Origin of the sequence: Ruegeria sp. HKCCD8929 (assembly GCF_013031405.1) — a bacterium.
GTDB lineage: Bacteria > Pseudomonadota > Alphaproteobacteria > Rhodobacterales > Rhodobacteraceae > Ruegeria.
Genome location: NZ_WPZY01000001.1, coordinates 129,201 through 152,203 on the forward strand (window position 1 = coordinate 129,201; position 23,003 = coordinate 152,203).

Annotated in this window: 20 protein-coding genes; 17 read left to right on the forward strand and 3 right to left on the reverse strand. The window is 63.8% G+C overall.

The genetic code is table 11. The features are described 5' to 3' along the window. Positions 1–4: 4 nt before the first annotated feature. The 14 genes from GOX53_RS00640 to GOX53_RS00705 all read left to right on the forward strand — a co-directional run bounded on the left by GOX53_RS00640 (position 5) and on the right by GOX53_RS00705 (position 16,357). On the forward strand, positions 5–3,994 hold the full coding sequence (locus tag GOX53_RS00640; RefSeq protein ID WP_171172942.1) for a hypothetical protein: 3,990 nt from the start codon (positions 5–7) through the stop codon (positions 3,992–3,994). Positions 3,995–4,012: 18 nt separating this feature from the next. Next, a complete protein-coding gene (locus tag GOX53_RS00645) occupies positions 4,013–4,504 on the forward strand; it encodes a hypothetical protein (protein ID WP_171173056.1) in 492 nt (163 codons plus the stop codon). A gap of 545 nt (positions 4,505–5,049) precedes the next feature. Then, positions 5,050–6,006 carry a MoxR family ATPase gene (locus GOX53_RS00650; RefSeq protein ID WP_171173057.1) on the forward strand — a complete coding sequence of 319 codons (957 nt, stop codon included), beginning with the start codon at positions 5,050–5,052 and terminating at the stop codon, positions 6,004–6,006. Next, positions 6,003–6,908 carry a DUF58 domain-containing protein gene (locus tag GOX53_RS00655; protein WP_171173058.1) on the forward strand — a complete coding sequence of 302 codons (906 nt, stop codon included), beginning with the start codon at positions 6,003–6,005 and terminating at the stop codon, positions 6,906–6,908. The genes GOX53_RS00650 and GOX53_RS00655 overlap by 4 nt, the downstream gene beginning before the upstream one ends. Next, the gene (locus GOX53_RS00660) at positions 6,905–7,273 is read left to right on the forward strand and encodes a hypothetical protein (RefSeq protein ID WP_171173059.1); all 369 of its coding nucleotides are present in this window, start codon (positions 6,905–6,907) and stop codon (positions 7,271–7,273) included. Before GOX53_RS00655 ends, GOX53_RS00660 begins: the two co-directional genes overlap by 4 nt. Then, positions 7,266–8,228 carry a VWA domain-containing protein gene (locus tag GOX53_RS00665; protein ID WP_171173060.1) on the forward strand — a complete coding sequence of 321 codons (963 nt, stop codon included), beginning with the start codon at positions 7,266–7,268 and terminating at the stop codon, positions 8,226–8,228. Before GOX53_RS00660 ends, GOX53_RS00665 begins: the two co-directional genes overlap by 8 nt. After that, a complete protein-coding gene (locus GOX53_RS00670; RefSeq protein ID WP_171173061.1) occupies positions 8,225–9,124 on the forward strand; it encodes a VWA domain-containing protein in 900 nt (299 codons plus the stop codon). Before GOX53_RS00665 ends, GOX53_RS00670 begins: the two co-directional genes overlap by 4 nt. Then, positions 9,121–9,795, forward strand: a complete 675-nt coding sequence (locus GOX53_RS00675) for a tetratricopeptide repeat protein (RefSeq protein WP_171173062.1) — start codon at positions 9,121–9,123, stop codon at positions 9,793–9,795. Before GOX53_RS00670 ends, GOX53_RS00675 begins: the two co-directional genes overlap by 4 nt. Then, positions 9,792–10,994, forward strand: a complete 1,203-nt coding sequence (locus GOX53_RS00680) for a BatD family protein (protein ID WP_171173063.1) — start codon at positions 9,792–9,794, stop codon at positions 10,992–10,994. Before GOX53_RS00675 ends, GOX53_RS00680 begins: the two co-directional genes overlap by 4 nt. A 124-nt stretch (positions 10,995–11,118) precedes the next feature. Further along, a complete protein-coding gene (locus tag GOX53_RS00685) occupies positions 11,119–11,838 on the forward strand; it encodes a response regulator transcription factor (RefSeq protein ID WP_171173064.1) in 720 nt (239 codons plus the stop codon). Positions 11,839–11,861: 23 nt separating this feature from the next. After that, positions 11,862–13,019, forward strand: coding sequence for an FIST N-terminal domain-containing protein (locus GOX53_RS00690; protein WP_171173065.1), 1,158 nt, complete (start codon positions 11,862–11,864; stop codon positions 13,017–13,019). Continuing rightward, on the forward strand, positions 13,019–15,304 hold the full coding sequence (locus tag GOX53_RS00695) for a PAS-domain containing protein (protein WP_371810228.1): 2,286 nt from the start codon (positions 13,019–13,021) through the stop codon (positions 15,302–15,304). The genes GOX53_RS00690 and GOX53_RS00695 overlap by 1 nt, the downstream gene beginning before the upstream one ends. Before the next feature lie 31 nt (positions 15,305–15,335). Then, the gene (locus GOX53_RS00700; RefSeq protein WP_171173066.1) at positions 15,336–16,010 is read left to right on the forward strand and encodes a hypothetical protein; all 675 of its coding nucleotides are present in this window, start codon (positions 15,336–15,338) and stop codon (positions 16,008–16,010) included. Next, positions 16,007–16,357, forward strand: coding sequence for a hypothetical protein (locus tag GOX53_RS00705; RefSeq protein ID WP_171173067.1), 351 nt, complete (start codon positions 16,007–16,009; stop codon positions 16,355–16,357). Before GOX53_RS00700 ends, GOX53_RS00705 begins: the two co-directional genes overlap by 4 nt. A gap of 176 nt (positions 16,358–16,533) precedes the next feature. Here the strand turns inward: GOX53_RS00705 and GOX53_RS00710 are convergent, their stop codons facing one another. After that, a complete protein-coding gene (locus GOX53_RS00710) occupies positions 16,534–17,601 on the reverse strand; it encodes an adenylate/guanylate cyclase domain-containing protein (RefSeq protein WP_254446410.1) in 1,068 nt (355 codons plus the stop codon). Positions 17,602–18,267: 666 nt separating this feature from the next. After that, positions 18,268–19,080 carry a quinoprotein dehydrogenase-associated SoxYZ-like carrier gene (locus tag GOX53_RS00715; RefSeq protein WP_171173069.1) on the reverse strand — a complete coding sequence of 271 codons (813 nt, stop codon included), beginning with the start codon at positions 19,078–19,080 and terminating at the stop codon, positions 18,268–18,270. A gap of 124 nt (positions 19,081–19,204) precedes the next feature. Here GOX53_RS00715 and GOX53_RS00720 point away from each other — a divergent pair, with 124 nt between their 5' ends. Continuing rightward, positions 19,205–20,314: a quinoprotein relay system zinc metallohydrolase 2 gene (locus tag GOX53_RS00720; RefSeq protein WP_171173070.1), complete on the forward strand. Its 1,110-nt coding sequence runs from the start codon at positions 19,205–19,207 to the stop codon at positions 20,312–20,314. Here GOX53_RS00720 and GOX53_RS00725 read toward each other — a convergent pair. Continuing rightward, positions 20,250–20,873, reverse strand: a complete 624-nt coding sequence (locus GOX53_RS00725) for a hypothetical protein (RefSeq protein ID WP_171173071.1) — start codon at positions 20,871–20,873, stop codon at positions 20,250–20,252. The two genes, GOX53_RS00720 and GOX53_RS00725, sit on opposite strands and share 65 nt — an antisense overlap. 160 nt (positions 20,874–21,033) lie before the next feature. Between GOX53_RS00725 and GOX53_RS00730 the strand changes: the two genes are divergently transcribed. Both GOX53_RS00730 and fghA read left to right on the forward strand, forming a co-directional pair. Then, positions 21,034–22,146: an S-(hydroxymethyl)glutathione dehydrogenase/class III alcohol dehydrogenase gene (locus GOX53_RS00730; RefSeq protein WP_171173072.1), complete on the forward strand. Its 1,113-nt coding sequence runs from the start codon at positions 21,034–21,036 to the stop codon at positions 22,144–22,146. 2 nt (positions 22,147–22,148) lie between these two features. Next, a complete protein-coding gene (gene fghA, locus GOX53_RS00735; RefSeq protein WP_217351620.1) occupies positions 22,149–22,979 on the forward strand; it encodes an S-formylglutathione hydrolase in 831 nt (276 codons plus the stop codon). The last annotated feature ends 24 nt before the right edge of the window (positions 22,980–23,003 follow it).

The window sequence follows — 23,003 nt, forward strand, 5'->3', positions numbered from 1 at the left end:
TTTCATGGCCAAACCCGGTAAGAACAAGGGCAAGAAGCGCTGGCAGAAGGAAGAGATCGAGTGGGGTATGTCGCTGGCCCCGCATTATGGCGTCTCGCCCGGCAGTTACGACGACTGGGACGATTGGGACGACGACGATGACTGGGACGATGATGATTACGATGATGACGATTACGATGATGACGGCCCCGAAGATCATGACGACGACGAACCGGACTGGCGGCCGCCACTGATCGAGCGTTTGCGCAGGGCGGTGCCCGAGGGCGCCTCGCACAGTTCCATCGTGCCGGGATCGACCGAGGACGAGCTTGTTGTCGTCATCACCGCCGCGGGGCAGCTTGAGGCGCGGATCAGGGACGCTGCGGACAGCGAGAGAGAGACGCTGGAGGGTGAGGTCGGTCAGATCCAAACGCAGGTGCAGGAGATTTCCGATCGGGTCGAAGAACGCAAGCAGGAAGGCCAGCGGATTCAGGAGGACCTGGCCAAGCTGGCACCGCCGCCCGAGGGCGCGACCGGGGAGGAGGCGGCTGAGCTGACAAAGGCCATCGGCGCGGTCGAGAAGTGTTTCAGCGGGTTTGTGCTGTCGGAGCTGGAGCTGACGACCGCAAAGGAAGCGCTGTCCGAGGCGCAGGAATTGTTCGAGACAATCGCGGAGGCTGGCGCCGAGCGTCTGAAGGAGCACAGGCGGATTGCTGAGGAAGGCGCGCAGGTTCCGGATCTGGGCTATTTGCCGGACCAGAAAACGGACATGGCGCGGGCGCGTGAGGCGTTCAACAAGGCGCTTGAGGACCCGATCACCGATGAGCGCAATCGGAAGGCGCAGGAAACGCTGGATGAGCTGCGCCGGGTTTTGGACCGGATCAGGGATGAGCTGGAGGCGCTGGGCGATGAGGCCGGGATCAAGGATCTGTGCGCGGCGGCCGGTATCTCCGAAGACGAGTTCGCCAAGCTGGAAACGGATCTTGGGGGTCGGGCCAAGCTGGCCGAGCATCTGAAAACCTTCGACGCCAAGACGCTGGGTGTTCTGTGCAAGTCGATGGGCGGGGCCGACAAGTTGAACGGCATCCTGACCGGGGTTGTCGGTGCAGCCAAGCTGAAAAAGATCATCGAAGGTCTGGGCAAGGCCGATGCGGTCGTGGCGCTGGTGGTTGAGGGCAAACTGGACGGCGCCGGGCTGAAAAAGCTGTGCGAGGATCTGAGCCCCTCGTTCACCGCCGAGTTGCTGAGCGGTGGAGTCAAGCCTGCGGATGTGGTGCAGTTACATGCGGCCTTTGGCGGCGATGTCAGCCACCTGACCAATCTGGCCAAGGATGCGGGGCTGGACGCCAAGCCCAAGGCGCTGGTGGCGCTATTCACCAAGGGCTGCGGCGGGGATGCCGGAAAGTTCAAGACCCTGTGCGAAGGGTTCTCGGACAAGGACGACCGCGAGAAGCTGAAGGGGCTGGTGGAAGATGGCGGGCTGGGCGATGCCCCGGACGCGCTGGGTGAATTGCTGGGCACGGGCTGCGATGGCGACCCCAAGGCGCTGATTCAGCTTGGGAAGTCGTTTGAGAAGAAGTCGGCGCGCGACGGGTTGAAACGGATGCTGACCGATGGCGGTCTGGCGGGCAAACCCGGTGCGTTGGCGGATGGCGATATCGACCCGAAATGTCTGGCGATGATGCTGAAACACGCCGCTGGACCGGCGGCGCACGACTTTGTTGGGGACGATGCCCAGCGGCGCTCGGATGCACTGGCGACGCTGTTCACAAACATGGACGAGGATGCGTGCAAAGAGCTCAAAACAACCCTGAGCGATGGCGGTCTGGGTCAGGCGCCGGACGCTCTGGGCCACGCCATCGGCATCGGCTGCGGGGGCGATGCGGCGCAGCTTAAGGCCTTTACCGGGGCGTTCAAGGACGACCCGGGGCCCGTCAAGCTTAAGCAGATGCTGACCGATGGCGGGCTGACGGGTAAATCCGGCAAGCTGGAGGCGGGGGATATCGATCCCAAATGTCTGGGCCAGATTCTGAAACACGGGGGCGGACCCAACCCCGGCGACGCCAACGCGCGCATGGGCAAGATGGCCGATCTGATCAAGGGGCTGGGCAAGAGCGATTGCGAGGCCCTCAAGGATGTGCTGGGTGAGGGCGGTCTGGGTCAGGCGCCCGAGCCGCTGGGCCATCTGATCGGTGTCGGGTGCGACGGCGATCCCGCCAAGCTGAAGGCCACCATCGGTGCCTTCGACGATAAGCCCAAGCGCGACGGTCTGGCGAAGATGTTGAAGAAGGGCGGTCTGGACAGCAGCGTTGTGGGCGGCGATGGCAAGCCCAAGGCCGATCCGAAATGTCTGGCGCAACTGCTCAAACACAGCGGCGGCCCGCGCCCGGGCGGTGCGGTCGATCCCGAAGACACCCGCCGCGCCAAGGCGCTGGCGACCCTGTGCACCGGCATGGGCGATGTCGGGTGTGATGCGCTGAAAGAGGTGCTGGAGGACAGTGGTCTGGGCAATGACCCGGTGGTGCTGGGCCATCTGGTGGGTATTGGCTGCAAGGGGGATGGCACCAAGCTTGAGGCGCTGACGACCGAGCTGAACAAGGGGACCAACAAGGCCAATCTGACCGATCTGCTGCAAAAGGGCGGGCTGGGGACACGGGACGATGCGAATGCACCCACGGGCACGGACGCGAAATGCCTGGCCAACCTGTTCGAGCCGGGCTCGGACGGAGATCCTGCCGAGTTGATCAAGCTGATGAAGGCGTTGAGCGACACGACGACCAACCCGAACGCGCTGAGCGATTTGAAGGGCGTGATGACCAAGGGCGCGCTGGGGCACCACCCGGAGGTTCTGGGCTCGCTTTACAAGCACGGCTGTCTGAACGACGCGACCGGTCCGGCGGACGGGACCGGGGCGAAGGATCCCAAGATCCTGATCGACATGGTGGGCGAGTTCCGGGGTGATACCGAGGCGGCCAAGTTCGGTGAGTTGCTGGCAGCGGGCGGGTTTGCCAAGCGGGGCAAGACCAATGTCTCTGGCCGCGACATTCACCGCGACCGTCTGGCCAGCGTGATGCGCTACGGGTTCACGCCCAAGGGCGGCACCAAGCCGGACGGAAAGAAGCTCAAGGGGCTCTATGACGCGTTCAAGGACCACTCAGGAGATCATCTGGCCGATCTGGATTCGATGCTGGACGCGATGGAGACCGCCGAGGACTGGATTCTGAAGGAATCGAAGGCGAAAGAGCCCAACCAGCCCGGTATGGGGCTGCAGAATGTCCTGAATGCGTCGGGTCATAGTGGGAATGTCGCGCAACTGCATAGCAAGTTTTATACCCAGCTCAAAACCAATCAGGGCGGTGGGTCCATTGGCGGTGTCAACCGCCTGACGCTGGAGGAGTTGATTCAGCACGCTGCGTCCTTCGAGCACACGGACCCAACCAATCCCAATGGTTTGGCGGACCTGCATGCGATCTCGACCCCGATTGCGCCACATGGCCAGGCGGCAACCAATTTCCGTGTCGGCCATGCCGCATGCCGCCATACGCGCAAGCACAATGATTTCAGGTTGGGTGGGATCAACAGCACAACCCCGGTGTCCTTGTTCCCGCGCACGGTGACGGAAACCGAACTGACCGAAATGTCCAAGACCGCGTTGGAAGGATTTCCGGGGCATCCACCTTACGGGCGGCAACACAATTTTGGGGCTGCGCACGCAAATGCCAGCCAATGGCGCGACCCGGCCAATCATGGCGCCGGACAGAAGCGGAACCCGCCGCAGGATGTCAAGGATCTGAACGGAACCTACACGTACTACGATCCGGTGACCTCTACTTATACCCACCCGGAAACCGGCGCAGCGGAAACCGTACCGCTGAAGATTGGTTTCAACCCGGACCCGAGCGATGCCAGCAATCCGCAAAAATCCTATATGGGACAACTGTTTCCCAGGGGCGGAACCCACGTTGTTCAGGTGACCACGCGCGACATGCATGCAATAAAAGGCGCTCTGACTTAAGCGTATTGAGGACAAGACATGGCAAAACCGGATGTAACCGTCGAGATCACCTTTTTCTTGCCCGATGGCGAGGCTGTGAGCGAGGCTGACGCGGCCAGGGCCGACCCGTCCCGGTTCGGGGTCAGCTATCATCTGGAAGGCTCGCTCGACATCACGGCGGGCGAGGTCATGGCGACAGTTGAGGATGCGTTGCTGTATATGGTGCCGGGGCTGTGTTTCGACGCGGTGGCGCAGTTGCGGGACACCGGTGAGGCCGAGTTTGCATCGTGGAGTTCGGACGAGCGTCTGACCCTGCGCCGCGATGGCGATGAGATCGAGATCAAGGGCGTGTACCTGCCACCGGTGCGGTTTCCGGCCGATGCGCTGGAGGCGGGACTGCTGGCCGCAGGATTGCGCTTTGTCGAATTGAGGGCGCGGGTCTGGCCGGATGAGGCCGCAGAGGACACGGATTCCCTGAACGAGCGGGCCGCTGCCGCGCAGGCTGCGCTGGAGGGCGGAGGCGCGGGTTGACCCCGGGGGCAGGGCGGACCGCGATCTGATATCGGGTTTTGTTGAATGGGCCTTACGAAACGGGCGTTGCGTATCGAACGGGTTTGGAGTCAGACCGGAAGGGGCAGCCTCGTCAAACCATGTACGCTCCGGCATTGGAGATACTTAAATAAATTGCGCCCGCACAATCGAACGATGGGGAATTCATCGCGCTCGCTTTTGATCGTTTGGGGAAACCAATACTGCGCCATAGCCCGCCGGACATGCATGGCGATACAATAGTTACCTACTAAAATCCTCCTTTCCCGTCTCGCAAGGTGTTTACATATTTGCCCTATGGCTGTCACGGGAGCGTGAAGGCAAGCGTTAACGCATCGTAAAAAATGGCAGGATTTGAAACTTTTTTTGACGAATCTGCCCAAATGGCCCGTTTGAGTCCCCGTCCGGCGCGGGTTTGAGCGGCGTTTTCGGGCGGCGGTGTAATACCTTCGGGTGTGTTTGCCCAAGGGGCGACTCCGGTTAGCCTGTGTCCACCGTCAGCGGCCAGAGGGGCGCGGGGAGGAGCCATGGACACCAGACCGGAGACCCCGCCAAGCGGCGTGAGGGCCCTGTCTGCGCATCTTGCGCAGGGCCTGGTGGGTCATGAGCAACTGATCGAACGGCTGCTGATCGCGCTGCTGGACGGCGGGCATTTGCTGATCGAGGGCGCGCCCGGGCTGGCCAAGACCCGCGCGGTCAAGTGGCTGTCGAACGCGGTCGAGGGCAGTTTTGCGCGGATTCAGTGCACGCCGGACCTGATGCCCTCGGACCTGACCGGGACGCCGGTCTATCGCCCGCAGGACGGCACGTTCGAGTTCGTGCCGGGGCCGGTGTTTCACAATCTGGTTCTGGTCGATGAGATCAACCGTGCCCCGCCCAAAGTGCAGTCGGCCCTGCTGGAGGCGATGGCCGAGCATCAGGTGACGGCGGGCAACGAGACCCATATCCTGCCCGATCCGTTCCTTGTGGTGGCGACCCAGAACCCGATCGAGCATGACGGCACCTTTCCCTTGCCCGAGGCGCAGCTCGACCGGTTTCTGCTGCATGTGGTGTTGCGCCTGCCGAATCTGGAGACCGAGCGGAAAATCCTCGATCTGGTCGAGGCCGAGACACAGGATGGCCCGCCTGAGCCGGGGCAGTTGACGCTGGAGGATCTGAGCGCGGCGCGGGCGCAGGTACGGGCGGTGCATCTGGCGCCAGAACTGCGCGACTATATCGTGCGGCTGGTTACCGCCACGCGGGACGGGCCGCATGCAGAGGACGTGGAGCATGCGGTGTCGCCCCGTGGCTCGCTGGCGCTGGCCGCGTCGGCGCGGGCGCGGGCCTATTTGCGCGGGCGCGACTATGCGCTGCCCGAGGATGTCGCCGCATTGGCGCCGGATGCGCTGGCGCATCGGATGGTGCTGACATGGCGGGCGGTGGCCGATGGGCGCAAGCCGCGTGATCTGGTGGAGGACATTCTGAAAACCGTGGAGCCGCTGTGACCGGGCCATTGGCAGCCGTTGGTGTGACGCTTGCGTCCGAGACGCTGATCGCGCTGCGCCGGGTGGCCCTGCTGGCGGATGCGGCGCCGGTTCTGGCGGCGCTGCCGGGCGGGTTTGCCACGCGGCGCAAGGGACATGGGCTCGAAGTTGCGGATATGCGCGAATACGTGGCCGGGGATGACATCCGGCATCTGGACCGGGGTACCACCGCGCGCACCGGGCGCCTGCATGTGCGCCAGTTTCAGGAGGAGCGCGACCGCATCAGCCTGCTGGTCGCCGATTTCCGGCCCCCGATGTTCTGGGGCCTGCGCCGGGCGTTTCTGTCGGTGGCCGCAGCCGAGGCGCTGGCTTTGATCGGCTGGCACGTGGTGGAAAGCGGCGGGCGCGTGGGGTTGCTGGCCATCACGCCGGGGGCGCCGGTGGTGGTGCCGCCACGGGGGCGGACGCGGGGTATGCTGGATGTGATCGGCGGGCTGGTTCAGGCCCATCAGGATGGTCTTGAGGCCGTGATGTCCGGTCAGGATGAGGGCGCGCCGCTGGATCGCGCCTTGATCCGGGCTGGGCGGCTGGTGCCGCCAGGATCCGAGATCGTCATCGCCTCGGGCTTTGACGCCCCCGGCGCCGGATTTCGGGACCGGATGGACGCGCTGGCCCATCGCCGCAGCCCGCGCCTGATCCTGATCACCGAGGCCGATCCGGGCCGCCTGCCGCGCGGGTCGTATCCGATCCGGATGGCCGATGGCCGTTCCGTCCGCGTGCATCTTGCCGAAGCCGCTGCCAAGGACGCAGAGCTGCATCGGCAGATCGGCGCGCGCCCGGCGCTGGTCGTGAATGCCGGCGACAGTGTCGAGGAAACGGCGCGGCGCATTTCGGCGGCCTTTCCGGTGAGGCACGCGGCATGACGGATACACCTCTCTCCGAAGCCACCATGCTGGCCAGTCTGCGCGACATTCAATTGCCTGTGGAGGCTGCTGGCGGGCTGGGGGCGGAGCTGGCCGTGGCCATGGGCGGCGCGGGGCTGTGTGCCCTGGGAGTCGTTGCCCTGTTGCGCCTGCTCAGCCGACGGCAGGTTCTGCAAACCAAGACGCTGGGCGATGCGCTTGCCGCGTTGTCCGATGCCTCGGACCCCGAGCGGCGCGTGGCGTTGTTGCATCTGCTGCGCACCCATGCGCCCGCGCGATATGCGGCGCTGAAAGCAGACCTCTATCGCCCGGAGGGTGGCCCGGACATCGCAACGCTGGAGGCGGAGGTCGCGCGCCTTGTTTGAGCTGGCCGACCCATTGGTGCTTGTTTTGCTGCCCTTGCCGTTCATCGCCGCGCGGCTGCTGGCGCCGCGGGGCTTTTCCGGTCGCACGCTGCTGGTGCCGGATCGCATCGGTGGTGCCCTGCTGGCCGCCAGCCGGGCGCGGTTGGGGCAGGGGCGGTTTTCCCTGAAACAGGGGCTGCTCTGGGCCATCTGGGGGCTGACCCTGTTTGCCCTGTCGGGGCCGCGCGATCTGGCGCCGGTGTCGGCGCTCAAGGTGTCGGGTCGCGATCTGGCGATTGCGCTCGATCTGTCGGGCTCGATGGTGCGCGACGATTTTCACTTGAACGGGCAGCAGGTGAGCCGGTTGGAGGCCGTCACCGCCATCGGGGCCGAGTTTGCCCGCAGGCGCGGCGGGGATCGGGTGGCGCTGATCGTGTTCGGGTCCGAGGCCTATTACGCCACCCCGTTCACCTTCGATACGCAGGCCGTCGCGCAGCGGATCGAGGAGGCGACCATCGGGATATCGGGGCGCGCGACGAACATCTCGGACGGGCTCGGGCTGGCGCTGAAGCGGATGGCGGAGAGCGAGGCGGCATCGCGCGTGGTTATCCTGTTGTCGGACGGGGTCAACAATGCGGGCGCGACCAACCCCCTGGGCGTGGCCGAGCTGGCGGCGCGGATGGGGGTGCGGGTGCACACGATCGCGCTGGGCCCGAAGGATCTGGAAAGTGCGGCAGCGGGTGAGCGCGGGGTGGTGGACGCCGCCACGCTGGGGGCGATTGCGCGGATCTCGGGCGGCGAGAGTTTTCGCGTGAAAACCACCGAGGATTTGATCGCCGTGACCCAGGCGCTGGACCGGCTGGAGGCCACGGATAGCGACGGTCTGGCGGCGGAGGTTTATCGCGACTATTGGCCATGGCCCGCCGCGCTGGCGGTGGTGCTGGGTCTGTTCCTGCTGTGGAGGGACGTGGAATGAGCGGGCTGGACGTCACCCTGCTCAGGCCGCTCTGGCTGCTGGCGCTGCCCGTGCTGGGGCTGGTCGGCTGGTGGCTCTGGTCGCGGCGCGGCGGGTTCGGGGCGTGGGACAAGGCGGCCGATCCGGTGTTGATGCAGGCGATGGCGGCGCTTGGCCGGGTCGATGCCGCCGCGGCCCGTCTGCCGATGGCGGTGCTGCTGGGGGCGGTTGCACTGTGTGTGCTGGCGCTCTCCGGTCCGGCGGTCGAGCGGCGCGACACGCAATCCTACCGCAATCTCGACGGGGTGCTGTTTCTGGTCGATGCCTCGCCCAGCGTGACCGAGGATGCGCGCTGGCCACAGATGCTGACCATGGGTCGGTTCGGTTTGGGCGCCCTTGGCACGCGGCCCGGTGGGATCATCGTTTTTGCGGGCGATGCCTACGTGGCGTCGGACATGACGGCGGATCATCTGCAACTGGGGCAGAGCTTTTCCCTGATCGACGCCGATACCGTGCCCGACCCGGGTTCGCGCCCCGAACGGGCGCTGTCGCTGGCCGCCGGGCTGCTGGCCGGGGCCGAGGTGATTGCGGGTGACGTGGTGATGTTCACCGATGGGGCCGGGCTGGGGCCGGCCTCGTTGCAGGAGGCGGCGGCGATTGCCGGGCAGGGCACGCGGGTGTCGCTGGTTGCGCTGGGCGATCCGGTGCCCGCGATGGCGACCCATGCGAGTGTCGGGGGCGGGCAGGTGTTCACGCTGGACCAGACCGACGATCTGGGGCGGTGGTTGGCGGATGAGGCGAGAACCCGTCTGGAGCGGCAGGATTACCCGTTGCTCTACTGGCGCGACATGGGCCGTTACCTGCTGGTGCTTGCGCTGTTGCCGCTGCTGTTGCTGTTCCGGAGGGAGGCCGCATGAGGGCGCTGGCGATCTTCTCTCTGGCCGCCTTGGTGCTGGCCACAGCGCTTGGCGGCACCGCGCCCTATGGCCGGGTTTTGCTGGCGCTGGGTCTGCCCGGTTTGGCGGCGCAGGTCTTTGAGGATGCGGAGTGGCAGGGCGTGGCCCTGTACCGGGCGGGGGATTTCGACGGCGCGGCGCGGGCCTTTGATGTGGCGCGCGCGCAATACAACCTCGGCAATGCCGAGGCGCATCGGGGGCGCTATGCCGCGGCACTTGAGGCGTATGATCTGGCGATTGCGCAAGGGCACGCGGATGCGCGGGCCAATTTTGACGTGGTCGCCAGCTACTACGCCGGTCTGGGCATCGATCCGGAGGCTCTGGGCCTGTTTCCCGAGCGCAAGGAGGGGCCCAAGGTCGAGAGCTTTGTCGCGCGCGGCGATGCGCGGGCGGCGGGAACCGGCAGCGACGTGACGAACTCCAACACGATGCTGGGGCTGGCGCAGCTGGACAGTCATGGGCGTCTGGGTGTGCGGCGGATCTTCGATGACACGTTCATGGTGGCCGATGAGCGCTGGTTGCAGCAATTGTCGGACGTGCCGGGCGAGTTCATGGCGGCCCGTATCGCGCAGGAACACAAGCGGCGGGTCAAGCTGGGTCTTGCCCCGCCCGCGCCGGAGGACCCGCGATGAGGTGGTTGCTCCTGTGTCTCATGCTCTGGCCTGTGTCCGCGCTGGCGCAGTCGAAAACGGTGCTGCCGTCCGAATTGTCGCTGAGCGTGCGTGTCGAAGAGGGCGCCGGGACCCCGTTCACGCGCGAGATGGTGTTGCTCACCATCCGCGGCCTCTACCGGCGGCATATCACCCGGGAAAGCCTGATCCAGCCGGATTTCGACGGGTTCAGCTGGTCGCAGCTTGGTCCCGACAGCTGGACAGAGGAGCGGATCGGGGGCCGGACCGTCAAGGTCTTTACCCGGCGCATGGCGGTCTATCCGGATCGGGCCGGGACGCTGACCATCGGGCCGTTCACCCATGTTCTGACGCTGACGGATGAAGGGGACGACTGGTTCGAGCACCGCATCCAGTCCGATCCGCTGACCATCGAGGTCGCGCCGGCGCCGCAGGATCAGGGCTGGTGGTTTCCGGTGCGCAGGCTGGAAGTGTCGGATCAGTGGTCCAATGCGCCCGATCAGCTGAAACCCGGCGAGGGCGTGCTGCGCGTGGTGCGGATCGAGGCGTTGGGCGCGACACCGGAGATGATCCCGCCGATGCCCGAGCTGACCTCGCCCTCGGCCATGATCTTTCCGCATCCCGAAAAGCGGCTGGTGGAGCTGACGCCGCAGGGACCGGTCACTTACGCCTTCTGGCGCTGGACCATCCGTCCGACCAACGACACCTCGACCATCGTCGAGCCGCTGAGCTTTACCTATTTCGACACGGTGCGGCGGGCGGCGCAGGAGGTGACCATTTCGGCGCAGCGGGTGGCCTATGGCGCGGTCACCGCTGAACCGGCCCCAGTGCCGCAACAGGTTACGGCAGCCGTGTTGCCGGGATGGCCGGTCGCACTTGTCGCGGGCCTTGTCTTTGCGTTTGGAACGGGTCTGGGGATGTGGGGGCGCAGGCTGATCGGGTTCCGTGCGTTGCGGCGCTTCACGGCGCTTGATCCGCTGGCGTGGCGGGTGCGGCGGATGGCGTGGGCCGGCGACACGCCCGGACTGCGTCGCGCGGCCACGGCGCTGATGCGGCGGGACGGGGCATCGCAGGCGCGCGCCGATCTGATCCGCGAATTCGACCGGGCCTGGTTTGCGCCGGGCCGACCCGGCCCCGACCCGGTTTCCTTTGCGCGCCGCTTTCTGCGGGCGGCGCCATCCACGGGGGGACATATGACGTGATATCGCAAAAATGCCGAGGCAGCGCGGGACCGACACAGGGAAGTTCCGCGCAAATCCAGGGTCTCGATTCGAAACGGTTGAAATCATTTGCGCTTTGGCTAGCTTTTGCTTGGGAGGAACTATAATGCAGACGACGGTGCGCCCGGTGACAGCGGGGCCTGTGTCCAATGTCTTGATCGTTGACGACCATCCGCTTTACCGCGATGCGCTGGCCTCGGCGCTGGAACTGGGCTTTGACGCCTGCCAGATTCGCAAGGCGTGTACGCTGAAAGAGACATTCGAGACGCTTGAAGACGGGTTCGAGCCCGATCTGATCATGTTCGATCTGAAACTGCCCGACGTGGCGGGCATTTCGGGATTTCAGGAATTGCGGAAACGCTTGCCGGCGGCGCGGGTGCTGGTGATCTCGTCGCTGGCCTCGGCCGAGCTGGTGCGATCGCTGCTGGACAGCGGGGCGATGGGGTTTCTGCCCAAGGATGCCTCGGTGCAGACGCTGAAGTTTGCGTTGAACGAGATTGCGTCCGGCCGGCGCTATGTGCCGCAGGAGTATCGCCAGACCGCCGAGACGCCGGCGCCGGAACAATGCGAGTTCCGCTCGACCCCGGAATTGTCGACCTTGACCCCGCAGCAGACGCGCATCCTCAAGCTGATCTGCGCGGGCAAGCCGAACAAGCAGATCGCCTATGAACTGTCGCTGGCCGAGGCGACGGTAAAGGCGCATATCACCGCGCTGCTGCGGCGGCTGGGCGTGCGCAACCGGACTCAGGCGGTGGTTCTGGTCGATTCCGTTCTGGCGCGTCAGGCCGGCAGCGAACCGGAGGCGCGCGCCTTTCTAAAACACTAATTCGAAACGCCATAGGATTGACCATGCTCGACATCACAGACGGCCCCACCTTCATCCAGATCGGTCAGTCCGGGTCCGCTGACGCGCGCGTGGCGGTCCGAGAGGCGGCATCGGGGCTGGATCTGGCCAAGACCCGGTTCGTGCTGGCCTTCATCCCGAGCACGCTGGATCTGACAGACGCGATGGGCGGGATTGACGACAGCCTTGCCGGGGTTCCGGTCTTTGGCTGCACCACGGCCGGGCAGATCACCACCAAAGGGTATGAGACCGACGCGCTGTTGCTGCTGGCCTTTCCCAAGGCCAATTTTCGCTGTGCGTCGATCCTGTTTGAGGACCTGAACCCACTGGATACGACGAGCATCGCCCAGCAGGCGCAGAAACAGACCGAGAAGTTTCAGCACACGGCGGGCTGGAACCGGCTGGCGCTGATGTTCTCGGACGGGCTGTCGAAGCAGGAGGATCTGTTGGTCTCGACCCTTGAGACGGTGCTGGATGGGTTGCCCATATTTGGTGGTTCAGCCGGGGATGGGCTGCTGTTTCAGAAGACCTTTGTGCTGCACAAGGGCGAGGCGCACACCAATGCCGCCATCCTGCTGCTGATCGAGACCAATCTGCAGTTTCAGGGCTTTGGGTTCGATCACTTCCTGCCGGTGGGCTCTCCGATCATCATCACCGATGCGGACCCGGATGAACGGGTGGTCTATGAGATCAACGGCGCGCCTGCCGCCGAGGAATATGCGCGGCTGGTCGGCTGTCCGGTGGATGCCTTGTCGCCGCAGGTGTTTGCCGAGAACCCGATGCTGTTGCGGCATAACCTGAAATATTATGTCCGCGCGATCCGGGATGCGACCGCCGGGCATGCGCTTTCGTTTCTGGCGGCCATCGATGACGGTCTGATCATGACGCTGGGGCGTGGGCAGGCGATCTTGAAGACGCTTGAGACCGGTCTGAGCGTGAAGGATCACAAGGGGCGCGCGCCGGACTTCATCCTTGGGTTCGATTGCGTGCTGCGCAAGCTGGAAATCGAGCAGAAGCAGCTGCGCCGGCAGGTGTCCGACATATTGCAGTCGCGGCGGGTGCTTGGGTTCAACACCTATGGCGAGCAGCAATCGGGCGTTCACATGAACCAGACCTTTGTGGGCGTTGCGTTCTTTGAGCCCGAGACCCGGACGCTGAACTGATGATGATCGACCCTCACGACCCGCTCGAGCTTCAGGTAGCCAAACAGGCAAAGATCATCGACGCGCTGATGCGGCGGGCCAACCGGCAAAAGGATGTGGGGCCTTCGGCCTTTCGCGCGTTTCAGTCGGCGATCGAGCTGCAGCAGCAGGTCATGGCCCAGAGCCGCGATCTGGAGCGCGCCACCACCGAGCTGGAAAGTGTGCGCTATGAACGCGAGCGCACCCGCAAGAGCCTGGTCGAGGCGCTGTCGTCGATGGAAGAGGGCTTTGCGCTGTTTACCGACGGCCAGCTTGATCTGTGCAACGAGCTGTTTCTGAACCTGTTGCCCGATATCTCGGGCCAGGTGGTGCCGGGGCTGCGGATCAGCCGGTTTTTCGCACTGATGTCCGGCAGCACGTATTTCACCTCGTCCGACCGCAGCCTGATGCAGGTGGCCGAGGCGCTGGCGGACAGCCGGGATGACGGCACCATCACCTCGGTCGTGGTCGAGCTGTGCGAGGACCGCTGGTACCAGATGAGCGCGCAGCACACCTCGCGCGAGAACGTGGTGCTGTTGCTGACCGAGATCACCGCGGTGGTCCGGCGCAACCGGGATGAAAAGGAAACCCTGATCGACCGGCAGGAGGATTACCTGCAGGCGGTGTTTCAGAACATGAGCTCGGGCATTTGCAGCTTTTCGGCGGATGCCGAGGTGATGATGCACAACGGGCGGTTCCGCGAGATCCTGGGTCTGCCGGTGCCGCTGCTGGAGCCGGGAATGCAGGTGCAGCGGCTGCTGGATTTCATGCGCGCGCGGGGGCTGATCAAGGCCGATGACGAGCTGAAGGTGGAAACCTGGCGGCGCGAGCTGAACACCAAGGGCTGGCTGCGCAAGCGGGTGCGCGACGGGTCGGACCGGGTGCTGGACATTCACGCCAACAAGCTGCCCGATGGCGGTTTTCTGGTCGAGCTCAAGGACGTCACGCTTGAGGCGCGCACCACCGAGATGCTGGAAAACCGGGTGATGGCCCGCACTGCCGAGCTGACGCGGGCCAATGACAAGCTGGTCAAGGAGTATCAGGAAAAGGCGCAGGTCGAGGAAGAACTGCGGCTGGCCAAGGAGCGGGCCGAGGCGGCGGTGTCGTCGAAGACCCGGTTTCTGGCCGCCGCGAGCCACGATCTGCTGCAGCCGATCAACGCGGCCAAGCTGTTGATTTCCACCCTGAAAGAGACCACGCGGCAGACCGACCTGTTCGACATGATGGAGCGCCTTGACGGGGCATTCGGCTCGGCCGAGCAGCTGTTGCATTCGCTGCTGGATATTTCTCGCCTGGAAAGCGCCGATCCGGATGCGGTGTCGCCCACGGATGTCAGTCTGGCCTCGATGATGAGCGGTATTCACGGCGACCAGACGCTGGTGGCCGAGAAGAAGAACGTCAAGCTGGATGTGGTGCCGTGTTCGGCTTTCGTGCGCTCGGACCCGGTCTATCTGCTGCGCTCGATCCAGAACCTTGTGGTGAACGCGATCCAATATACCGATGCGGGCGGGCGGGTGCTTGTGGGGTGCCGTCCGCGCGGGGACAAGGTGATCCTGCAGGTGTGGGATACCGGCATCGGCATCGCCCGCAAGGATCAGGCCCGCGTGTTCGAGGAATTCGCCCGCGCCGACAATGTGCCCTTCGGGTCGGGCATGGGGCTGGGCCTCTCGGTCGTGGACCGGGCCTGTCGCCTGCTGGGGCACAAGCTGTCGGTGCGGTCCAAGCCGGGCGTGGGATCGGTCTTCAGCATCGAGATGGACCGGGTGGAAAGCGCGCAGATCCCGGCCGAGCCGGTGGTTCTGCTGCCGCAATCGGAGGATATGTCGCTGGACTACATCGTCATGGTCATCGAGAACGATCAGGACGTTCTGTTCGGCACCACCCAGTGGCTGGAACAGTGGGGCGCCAGCGTATTGCCCGCGCGGTCGACGCAGGAGGCGCTGGATTTCGTCGAGGATATGGGGATGCCGCCGGACATCATCCTCGCTGACTATCAGCTGGACGGGGACGATACCGGGGTCGAGGCCATCGCGCGGATCAGGGCGATGACCAGAACCCATGTGCCCGCCATCCTGATCACCGCCAATCGCAGCGAAAGCCTGCGCGAGGCGGGCATTCAGAACGATGTGTCGGTGATGACCAAGCCGGTGAAACTGTCGCGCCTGCGCCCGCTGATCGACTGGAAGATCCGCTGGCAGCCCACCGCGCGCAGTGTCGGCGGGGGTCTGGGCATACCGACAAAAGTCGCCGGTGACAGGCCGGTCTGACACCATAAGCTGTGTGCGGGGAGGAACGATCATGTGGACACGCACCCTGCTGACCGGGATTTGCGCCGCGACCCTGAGTGCCGGTCTGGCGATGGCCGAGCCTGTCGATGGCGAAAAAACCTATGATCTGCTGTTCAAGACCGGAACGCTGGATGCGATCGGGCGGGACAACGCGCTTGTCTACCGGCGCGAGGTGGTCAATGCGCTGAAACCGGACGCCGCCGAGCGCGATACCGGCGATATCGCCCTGTCGTTTCGCCCGGATCAGGTCGAGATGGCGCATCTGCAGTTTCAGCAGGGCGAAAAACACCGGTCCCTGGGTGTTTTTCCGGCCAGCGTCGGCAACCCGATGATCATGTATTTCTATGAAACCGTGGTGCGCGACATGGCCGAAGCGGCGGGTGGCAGCCCGTTCTACATCCGCAACCGCGTGAAGGCATCGTTGATCGAGCCGTCCGAGGTTGAGCCCGGCGAGGCGGTGATCGACGGCAAGACGGTCGCGACCCGGACCATCCGGCTGCGCCCGTTCGAGGATGATCCGAACCGCAAGCTGATGCAGGGCTTTGGCGATCTGGAGCTGCGCGTGACGATGTCGGATGCGGTGCCCGGCTGGTATCTGAGCCTGATCGCCGAAGCGGCGCCGGATCAGGGGAGCGTGGTGTATCGGTCGGAAACACAGTTCGACCATCTTGAGGAGGGGCAATGAGGTATTGGGTCGGAGCTGTCCTGGCCATCTGCCTGCCGTTTGCCGTGCAGGGGCAAAGCGTGGCCGAGCGCCTGAACGATTACCCCACCGCCGCGCGGGCGGATTACGTCTTTGCCTGCATGGCCACCAATGGCCAGAGCCGCGAGATGCTGGAGCGGTGTTCCTGCTCGATCGACGAGATCGCCGCGATCCTGCCCTATGAGAGATACGTGCAGGCCGAGACGGTGCTGTCGATGCGGCGCGTGGGCGGCGAGCGCATGGCGGTCTTCAAAAGCGCGGTGATGCCGGAAACTCTTGTGGCCGAACTGCGCCGGGCGCAGGCCGAGGCCGAGATCGTCTGCTTCTGAGTTGCCAACGAGAACTGCACCCGGATGGATTCCGGACGCGGTTGGCTTGACTGGTACTCGTCAGGGCTTGAGATTATCTGCGACAAGCTCACATTGCTGAGATTGAAATCCGGTCGGTGCAAATGTCAGTTCAGAGCCCTGTCCAGACCTTCGATCTACACGGCCTATGGCAGCGCTCAATCCAGTGTAAAGAGCTCCTGACGTTCGCGGACCCCTCGGAGGCGATATTGTCCAAGAGACACCAGATCGGGAACGCTTTCCAGCAATGGGGCCGCGACCTTGGCGGAAATCACGATGGCCTGATCGACGGCACTGCACATACCCAGGATACGTGAGGTTGTATTGACCGCCGGGCCAATGACGGTGAAATCGAGCCGCGTTTTGCCGCCAATGTTCCCATAGAGGACATCGCCAGCGTGGAGCGCAAGGGTAAAGCCCGTGGTTGCCAATCCGTCCGTTGCGCGCCGCTCGTTCAAGGAGACAAATGCATCGCGCAACTCCAGAGCAGCCTCAATTGCAACACGGCGGGCATCGGGTATCTGATCCATGTCGAAAATGGCAAGCATCCCATCGCCCATGAACTTCAATACGTTTCCGCCGTGGCGTTCGACCACATCCACGGCCTCGGCAAAGCAGTCGTTGAGCATTTCGATAATCGCGGTACCGGGCAAGGTTTCGGACAGTTTGGTAAACCCCTGCAAATCGAAATACCAAATCACTGCCGGGATCGTTTGTGAGGACCCGCGTGTGATATCACCGGACAGAACCCTTTTGCTGGCATCACGGCCCAGATATGCCGCCGTGATGTCCTCGGCCATCAGCCGGTTTGCCCCGCATTTGAGGGTCAGGCAAAGAGGAGGCAATAACTGGCGTAACCCGTCGAGATGGGCGTCGCTGAAACCACCTGGCGCGTCTGTGGCAAGGGAAATGATCACGCCTTCTTCGGCGTTCATGGGGTCTACAGCGGCCGCGTTATCCTGGCGAAGGAACATTCGCTTTGCGGCAAAATAGTCGGTGGCCCCGCGGTCGCGAAGCTCATCAAAGATGGGAAAATTCAGCGCAGGATCCGGGACGAACAGCTTTTGCCGGATTTCCTCAGTATTGTTGTTCAGAAGATAGTAGATCGGGCTCTGCAAATATTCTTCCGGTGCATCGGTTCTGCGCCGAAAATCCACTCGTTCGTTTTCGCCATCGCGGTGCCAGCGAAAGGCCACTGTGCCAATCTCGGGATGGTGGGCGCGCATGGTGATGTTCGCTCGCTGCAAGGGGATGCCCGCCGCGACCAGCCGGTTGCAGCACGCCTCAAGCCAAATCTCGACGGGGGTGTTTTCAAGACCCTGCTGAATCAACCAGTCCGTGAGATCCTTCAGCGCCGCCGTCAGTTCCCAGTTTTCGAGTGTTGGAGCTGCCATATCGTCCTCTTCCAGCGATCAGTTCGACCAATTCGCCCGCACCTTCACGTTGGGGATTGTTTTATCAAGTCTAAGCGCATTGCACATTCCATACAGTCATTTCGCAACCCCAAGCCCGCCCTTGGAACGTGCCACAGGTATTCGGCTAATGGGCAATGCCTGCCGCAATCCAATCTTGGCTAGTCAGGTTTGATTTATGAAGTGACGCTGGATTCCACTGTTTTGATGAGAACTCCAATGACTGTATGGTCCGCTCAACTGCCGTTCGCACAGTGTGGATAACGCGCGTTTTTCTGGCCGTGATTGGCTTTCAGTGGTTTGCCGCTGTGTCGCCAGGTGATGCGATCCGACAACTTATGCCAGGTTCACTCCATTTGCCTGTCTTTTCGGTCGCCGGTTTCAGGGCGCTGATTTGTGCCTCAGCATAGCGAGTTTGCGGCAGGTATCCCCGCGTCCGGGCGCGGGTGATCTCAAGCCACAATAGGTATCAACCGGTTGTCAGGTCTGCGACGCCTTGGGCAGAACGCTTTCGAAGGTGTTGCCTTCGGTATCCGTGGCCTTGACGGTCAGTGCGGTTGCGCCGTTGTCGTTATACGAGAACCGGAAGACCGGGTTTTCCGAGATCGAAATGCCGCCATCCATGGTGAAGAGCAGCTCATCATCCTGCCAGACCTCGAGATGGTCGATGAAATGCGCCGGGATGAAGAGTTGGGTGATCTGATCGCGCTGCAGCCCGGAATAGTTCGGGTGGCGGATCATGATCTGGGCCTCGCGGCGTGGCGTCGACATCTGCACGTCGCCGTCAAACAACCGGAGCTTCATCTTGCCCATCGAGGCAAGTGCCGCTTCGGGGTCTTTCGTGGCCGGTGCCGAGCATCCGCCGGACGCCTTGACGAACCGGCCGGTCATGTGCAGCCCGTCAGGAGTTTCCGCGATGACACGCACGTTGGAATACTGGTTCACGCGCACCCGCATCTCGAAATCCAGCTGTCCCATCGCGGGGGAGAAGGTGAAGACGCCGGCGACCGGCGCCGGGTTTTCGTCGATCACCACGGTTGCCGCCGTGATCGGCGTATCCGGGTCGAGCTGTTTGAGTACAACCGGAACGGTTGCCGCATCATGGGCGCGATATGGGGCATCCATTTCCAGCAGCGTATCGGCGCTGCCGATCTGGACGTCGCCCACGATGTCTCCTCGCAGATCCTGCCATGTGGCGCTTTCCGTCAGCGGGTTCTTCACCGACCCGCCCGCCCATAAGGGCGCGGCCAGAAGCGACGTCGCGGCCGCGATCCATACGAGTCTTGAGGCCATATCATCTCCTCCCGTATGACATTTGTTCTCATATGGCATAAAAACCGGGGAAAATATACTCCGACCAAAGGCTGCATGGTGTTCACGGTTGCGTGTGGCAGGCTGTGGCCGGGGAGGTTTCGCCATGTTCGAAGCTGTGATTGCCGTCTGTCTGACCGTAGCTGGCGGACCGTGCCGGGACCAGTTGCTGCCTGGTTACGAGGCGCCGACCGAGGCGCTGTGCCTAGCTGCGCTTGCGGCGCGGCCTCCGGTTGTGGAGGCCGGGCTTGAGGCCGATGGCGCGCCGGTTTGTCAGCCGATGGGTGAGGTGCTGGATTTCGAAGAGGTCGCCGAGGGCGTCTTTGTCCATATGGGCCTGATCGAAGAACCGAACCGGGCCAATCGCGGCGATGTGTCGAATATTGGTTTCGTGGTGGGCGGCCAAAGCGTGGCGGTGATCGACGCCGGGACTGCGCCCTGGATGGGTGAGGGCGTGTGGCGGGCGATCCGGGCGCGGACGGACAAATCGGTCAGCCTCGTGATCCTGACCCATATGCATCCCGATCATGTGCTGGGCGCATCCGCGCTGGTCCGGGGCGGGGCCACGGTGGTTGGACACACCGCGTTGCCGCGCGCCTTTGCGGATCGGCGGGACAATTATGTCGAAAGCCTTGAGCGGCTGATCGGGCCCGAGGCCATGCTGGGCGCGGGGGCGGTGCCGGTGGATGTGACGGTCGAGGACAAAGCAGAGATCGATTTGGGCGGGCGGGTGCTGGAGTTAAGGGCCTGGCCCGTGGCGCATACCGTGGCGGATCTGACCGTGCTGGACCAGGAAACAGGCACTCTGTTTGCGGGCGATCTGGTGTTTCACCGGCACTTACCGGCGCTCGACGGGCGGCTTTTGGGCTGGCAGGCGGTGCTGAAGGAGATGTCGGGGCTGGAGATTGCGCGGGTTGTGCCGGGTCACGGTGGCCCCGTGCTGGACTGGCCTGCGGGTGGGGCTGATCAGCAACGGTATCTGGACGTGCTGGAGGCTGACACTCGCGCGGCCATCGACGCGGGCCAGCGGCTGGGCGAGGCGGTCGAGGGGATCGCCCAGAGCGAGGCCCCGCTGTGGGAGCTGTTCGAGGCCTACAACCCGCGCAACGCGACCGTGGCCTTTACCGAGCTGGAATGGGATAACGGCAGGCTCAGCCCTGATCCTGCGCCACCTGTTGCAACATCTGCGCGATGGAAAACAGGCGGCGTTCGATGATCTGGGGTGTCTCGCACAGATAGGTGATCGAGCGCTGCCGGTCCGTATAGATGAGCTGATCCCAGTCCAGCCGCTCTTCCAGGCTGTCGATCTTGTCGAAATCGGGTTCGGTGGCGGCAAGGGCGGTGTCCATTTCCAGCCGGGTGGCGTCGATCTGTTCGGCCAGAGCGATCTGGCTCAGCGAAAACTCGCCAATTCCCTTGATGATTCGCCCGCGGCGTTTGGACAGACCGTTGAAGACGCGGTCGAAGACCAGGCCGAGAATGGCCGGATCGCCGTTATACTGGGTGGCAAAGGCCTCGACCTGCGGGTGCAGATCCTCAAGCTCGACCCGCCGCAGGGCCAGTGCGTCGGCCAGGTCTGCGACGTCGTCGCGCAGCGTTTTATCCGTGTCCAGCAGGGCCGGATCGACCGGAAACGGCCACATCAGACCCAGCGAAAGCTGTTCCACCTTGCGTTGTATGCAGGGCCAAGTGGGATCGGAGAAATCCGCAGACTGCACCGGTGCGGCCAGCGCCATTGCGGCCAGCGCAAATGCGAACGGTCCGGTTTTCGACATCGGCGTGCCCTCCACGCTGCCAACTATGTCGAAGGGTAGGGGGCGAGTCCATTCGCCCCAATACACACCATTGTCTCAATTGTTCGGCATATGGGCCTGCATCCATACTCGTTTCCAACAATCGGTGTCCGTGAGGCGCCGGTGCTGGGGAGGAGACTGCATGAGGACACGAGCTGCGGTGGCGATGGCTGCGGGCCAGCCCCTTGAGATCATGGAGGTTGAGCTTGACGGTCCGAAGGCGGGCGAGGTTCTGGTCGAGATCAAGGCGACCGGCCTGTGCCACACGGACGAGTTCACCCGGTCGGGAGCGGACCCCGAGGGTATCTTTCCCTCGATCCTGGGCCATGAGGGCGCGGGGGTCGTCATGGAGGTGGGCGAGGGTGTAACGGGCCTTGCGGTGGGCGATCACGTGATCCCGCTTTACACGCCCGAGTGCCGGGAATGCGAATACTGCCTGAACCCGAAAACCAACCTGTGCCAGAAGATCCGGGCGACGCAGGGGCAGGGCCTGTTGCCCGACGGCAGCACCCGGTTCTCGATGTTGGATGGTACGCCGATCCACCACTACATGGGCTGTTCGACCTTCGCCAACCACACGGTGGTGCCCGAGATCGCGCTGGCCAAGATCCGCAAGGACGCGCCGTTCGACAAGGTCTGTTACATCGGCTGTGGCGTGACGACCGGGATCGGGGCGGTGATCAACACCGCCAAGGTCGAGATCGGCAGCCGGGCCGTGGTCTTTGGCCTCGGCGGGATCGGGCTGAACGTGATCCAGGGCCTGCGGCTGGCCGGTGCCGACCAGATCGTCGGCGTGGACCTGAACGATGACAAGGTCGGGATGGGAACACATTTCGGCATGACCGATTTCGTGAACCCCTCGAATGTTGAGGGCGACATGGTTGCGCATCTGGTCGAGCTGACCGGTGGCGGCGCGGATTACACCTTTGACGCCACCGGCAATGTTCAGGTGATGCGCACCGCTCTTGAAGCCGCGCATAAGGGCTGGGGCGAGAGCATCATCATCGGGGTGGCGCCGGCAGGTGCCGAGATCGCAACGCGGCCTTTCCAGCTGGTCACCGGCCGGGTCTGGCGCGGCACCGCCTTTGGCGGCGCCAAGGGGCGGACCGATGTGCCCAAGATCGTGGACTGGTACATGGACGGCAAGATCGAGATCGATCCGATGATCACCCACAAGCTGAGCCTCGATCAGATCAACCACGGTTTCGACCTGATGCACGAGGGCAAGTCCATCCGCGCGGTGGTGGAGTTCTGATCATGGATCTGACGGTCATCTCGGAGAACCGGAGTTTTGGCGGCATCCAGACGGTGTACCGCCACAGCTCGAACACCTGCGGGTGCGAGATGACCTTTGCCGTCTACCTGCCGCCCAAGGCCAAGGATGGTCCGGTGCCGGTGCTGTGGTACCTGTCGGGCCTGACCTGCACCCATGAAAACGCGATGACCAAGGCCGGGCTTCAGGAACATGCCGCGAAATATGGGCTGGCCGTGGTGTTTCCCGACACCTCGCCGCGCGGTGCGGAGGTGGCCGATGACGAGGCTTATGATCTGGGCCAGGGGGCCGGGTTCTACGTCAACGCCACGCGCGATCCGTGGCGTCAGAATTTCCGCATGTATGACTATGTGGTGAGCGAGCTGCGCTCGATCGTCATCGACAATCTGCCGGTGCAGGACCGCCACGGCATCACCGGGCATTCGATGGGCGGGCATGGGGCGATCACTATCGCCATCCGCAATGCGGCGCTGTTCGATTCACTCTCGGCCTTTGCGCCCATCGCACATCCGACCCAGTCCGACTGGGGGCGTAAGCAGCTCAGCACCTATCTGGGCGACGATGAAAGCAGCTGGGCCGAGCATGACTCGACGCTGCTGCTGGAAGAGTACGGCTGGAAAGGGGATCTGCTGGTGGATCAGGGTGCCAGCGACCAGTTCCTGGACCTGCTCAAGCCCGAGGCGCTGGCAGGCATGATGGCCAAGCGGCGCCAGCCCGGGCAGGTGCGCCTGCAGCAGGGCTATGACCATTCGTATTTCTTCGTGAACACCTTCGCACAGGACCATGTCGCGTGGCACGCGGCGCGGCTGTGCTGACGAAACAGCAAGGAAAGGGTTTTC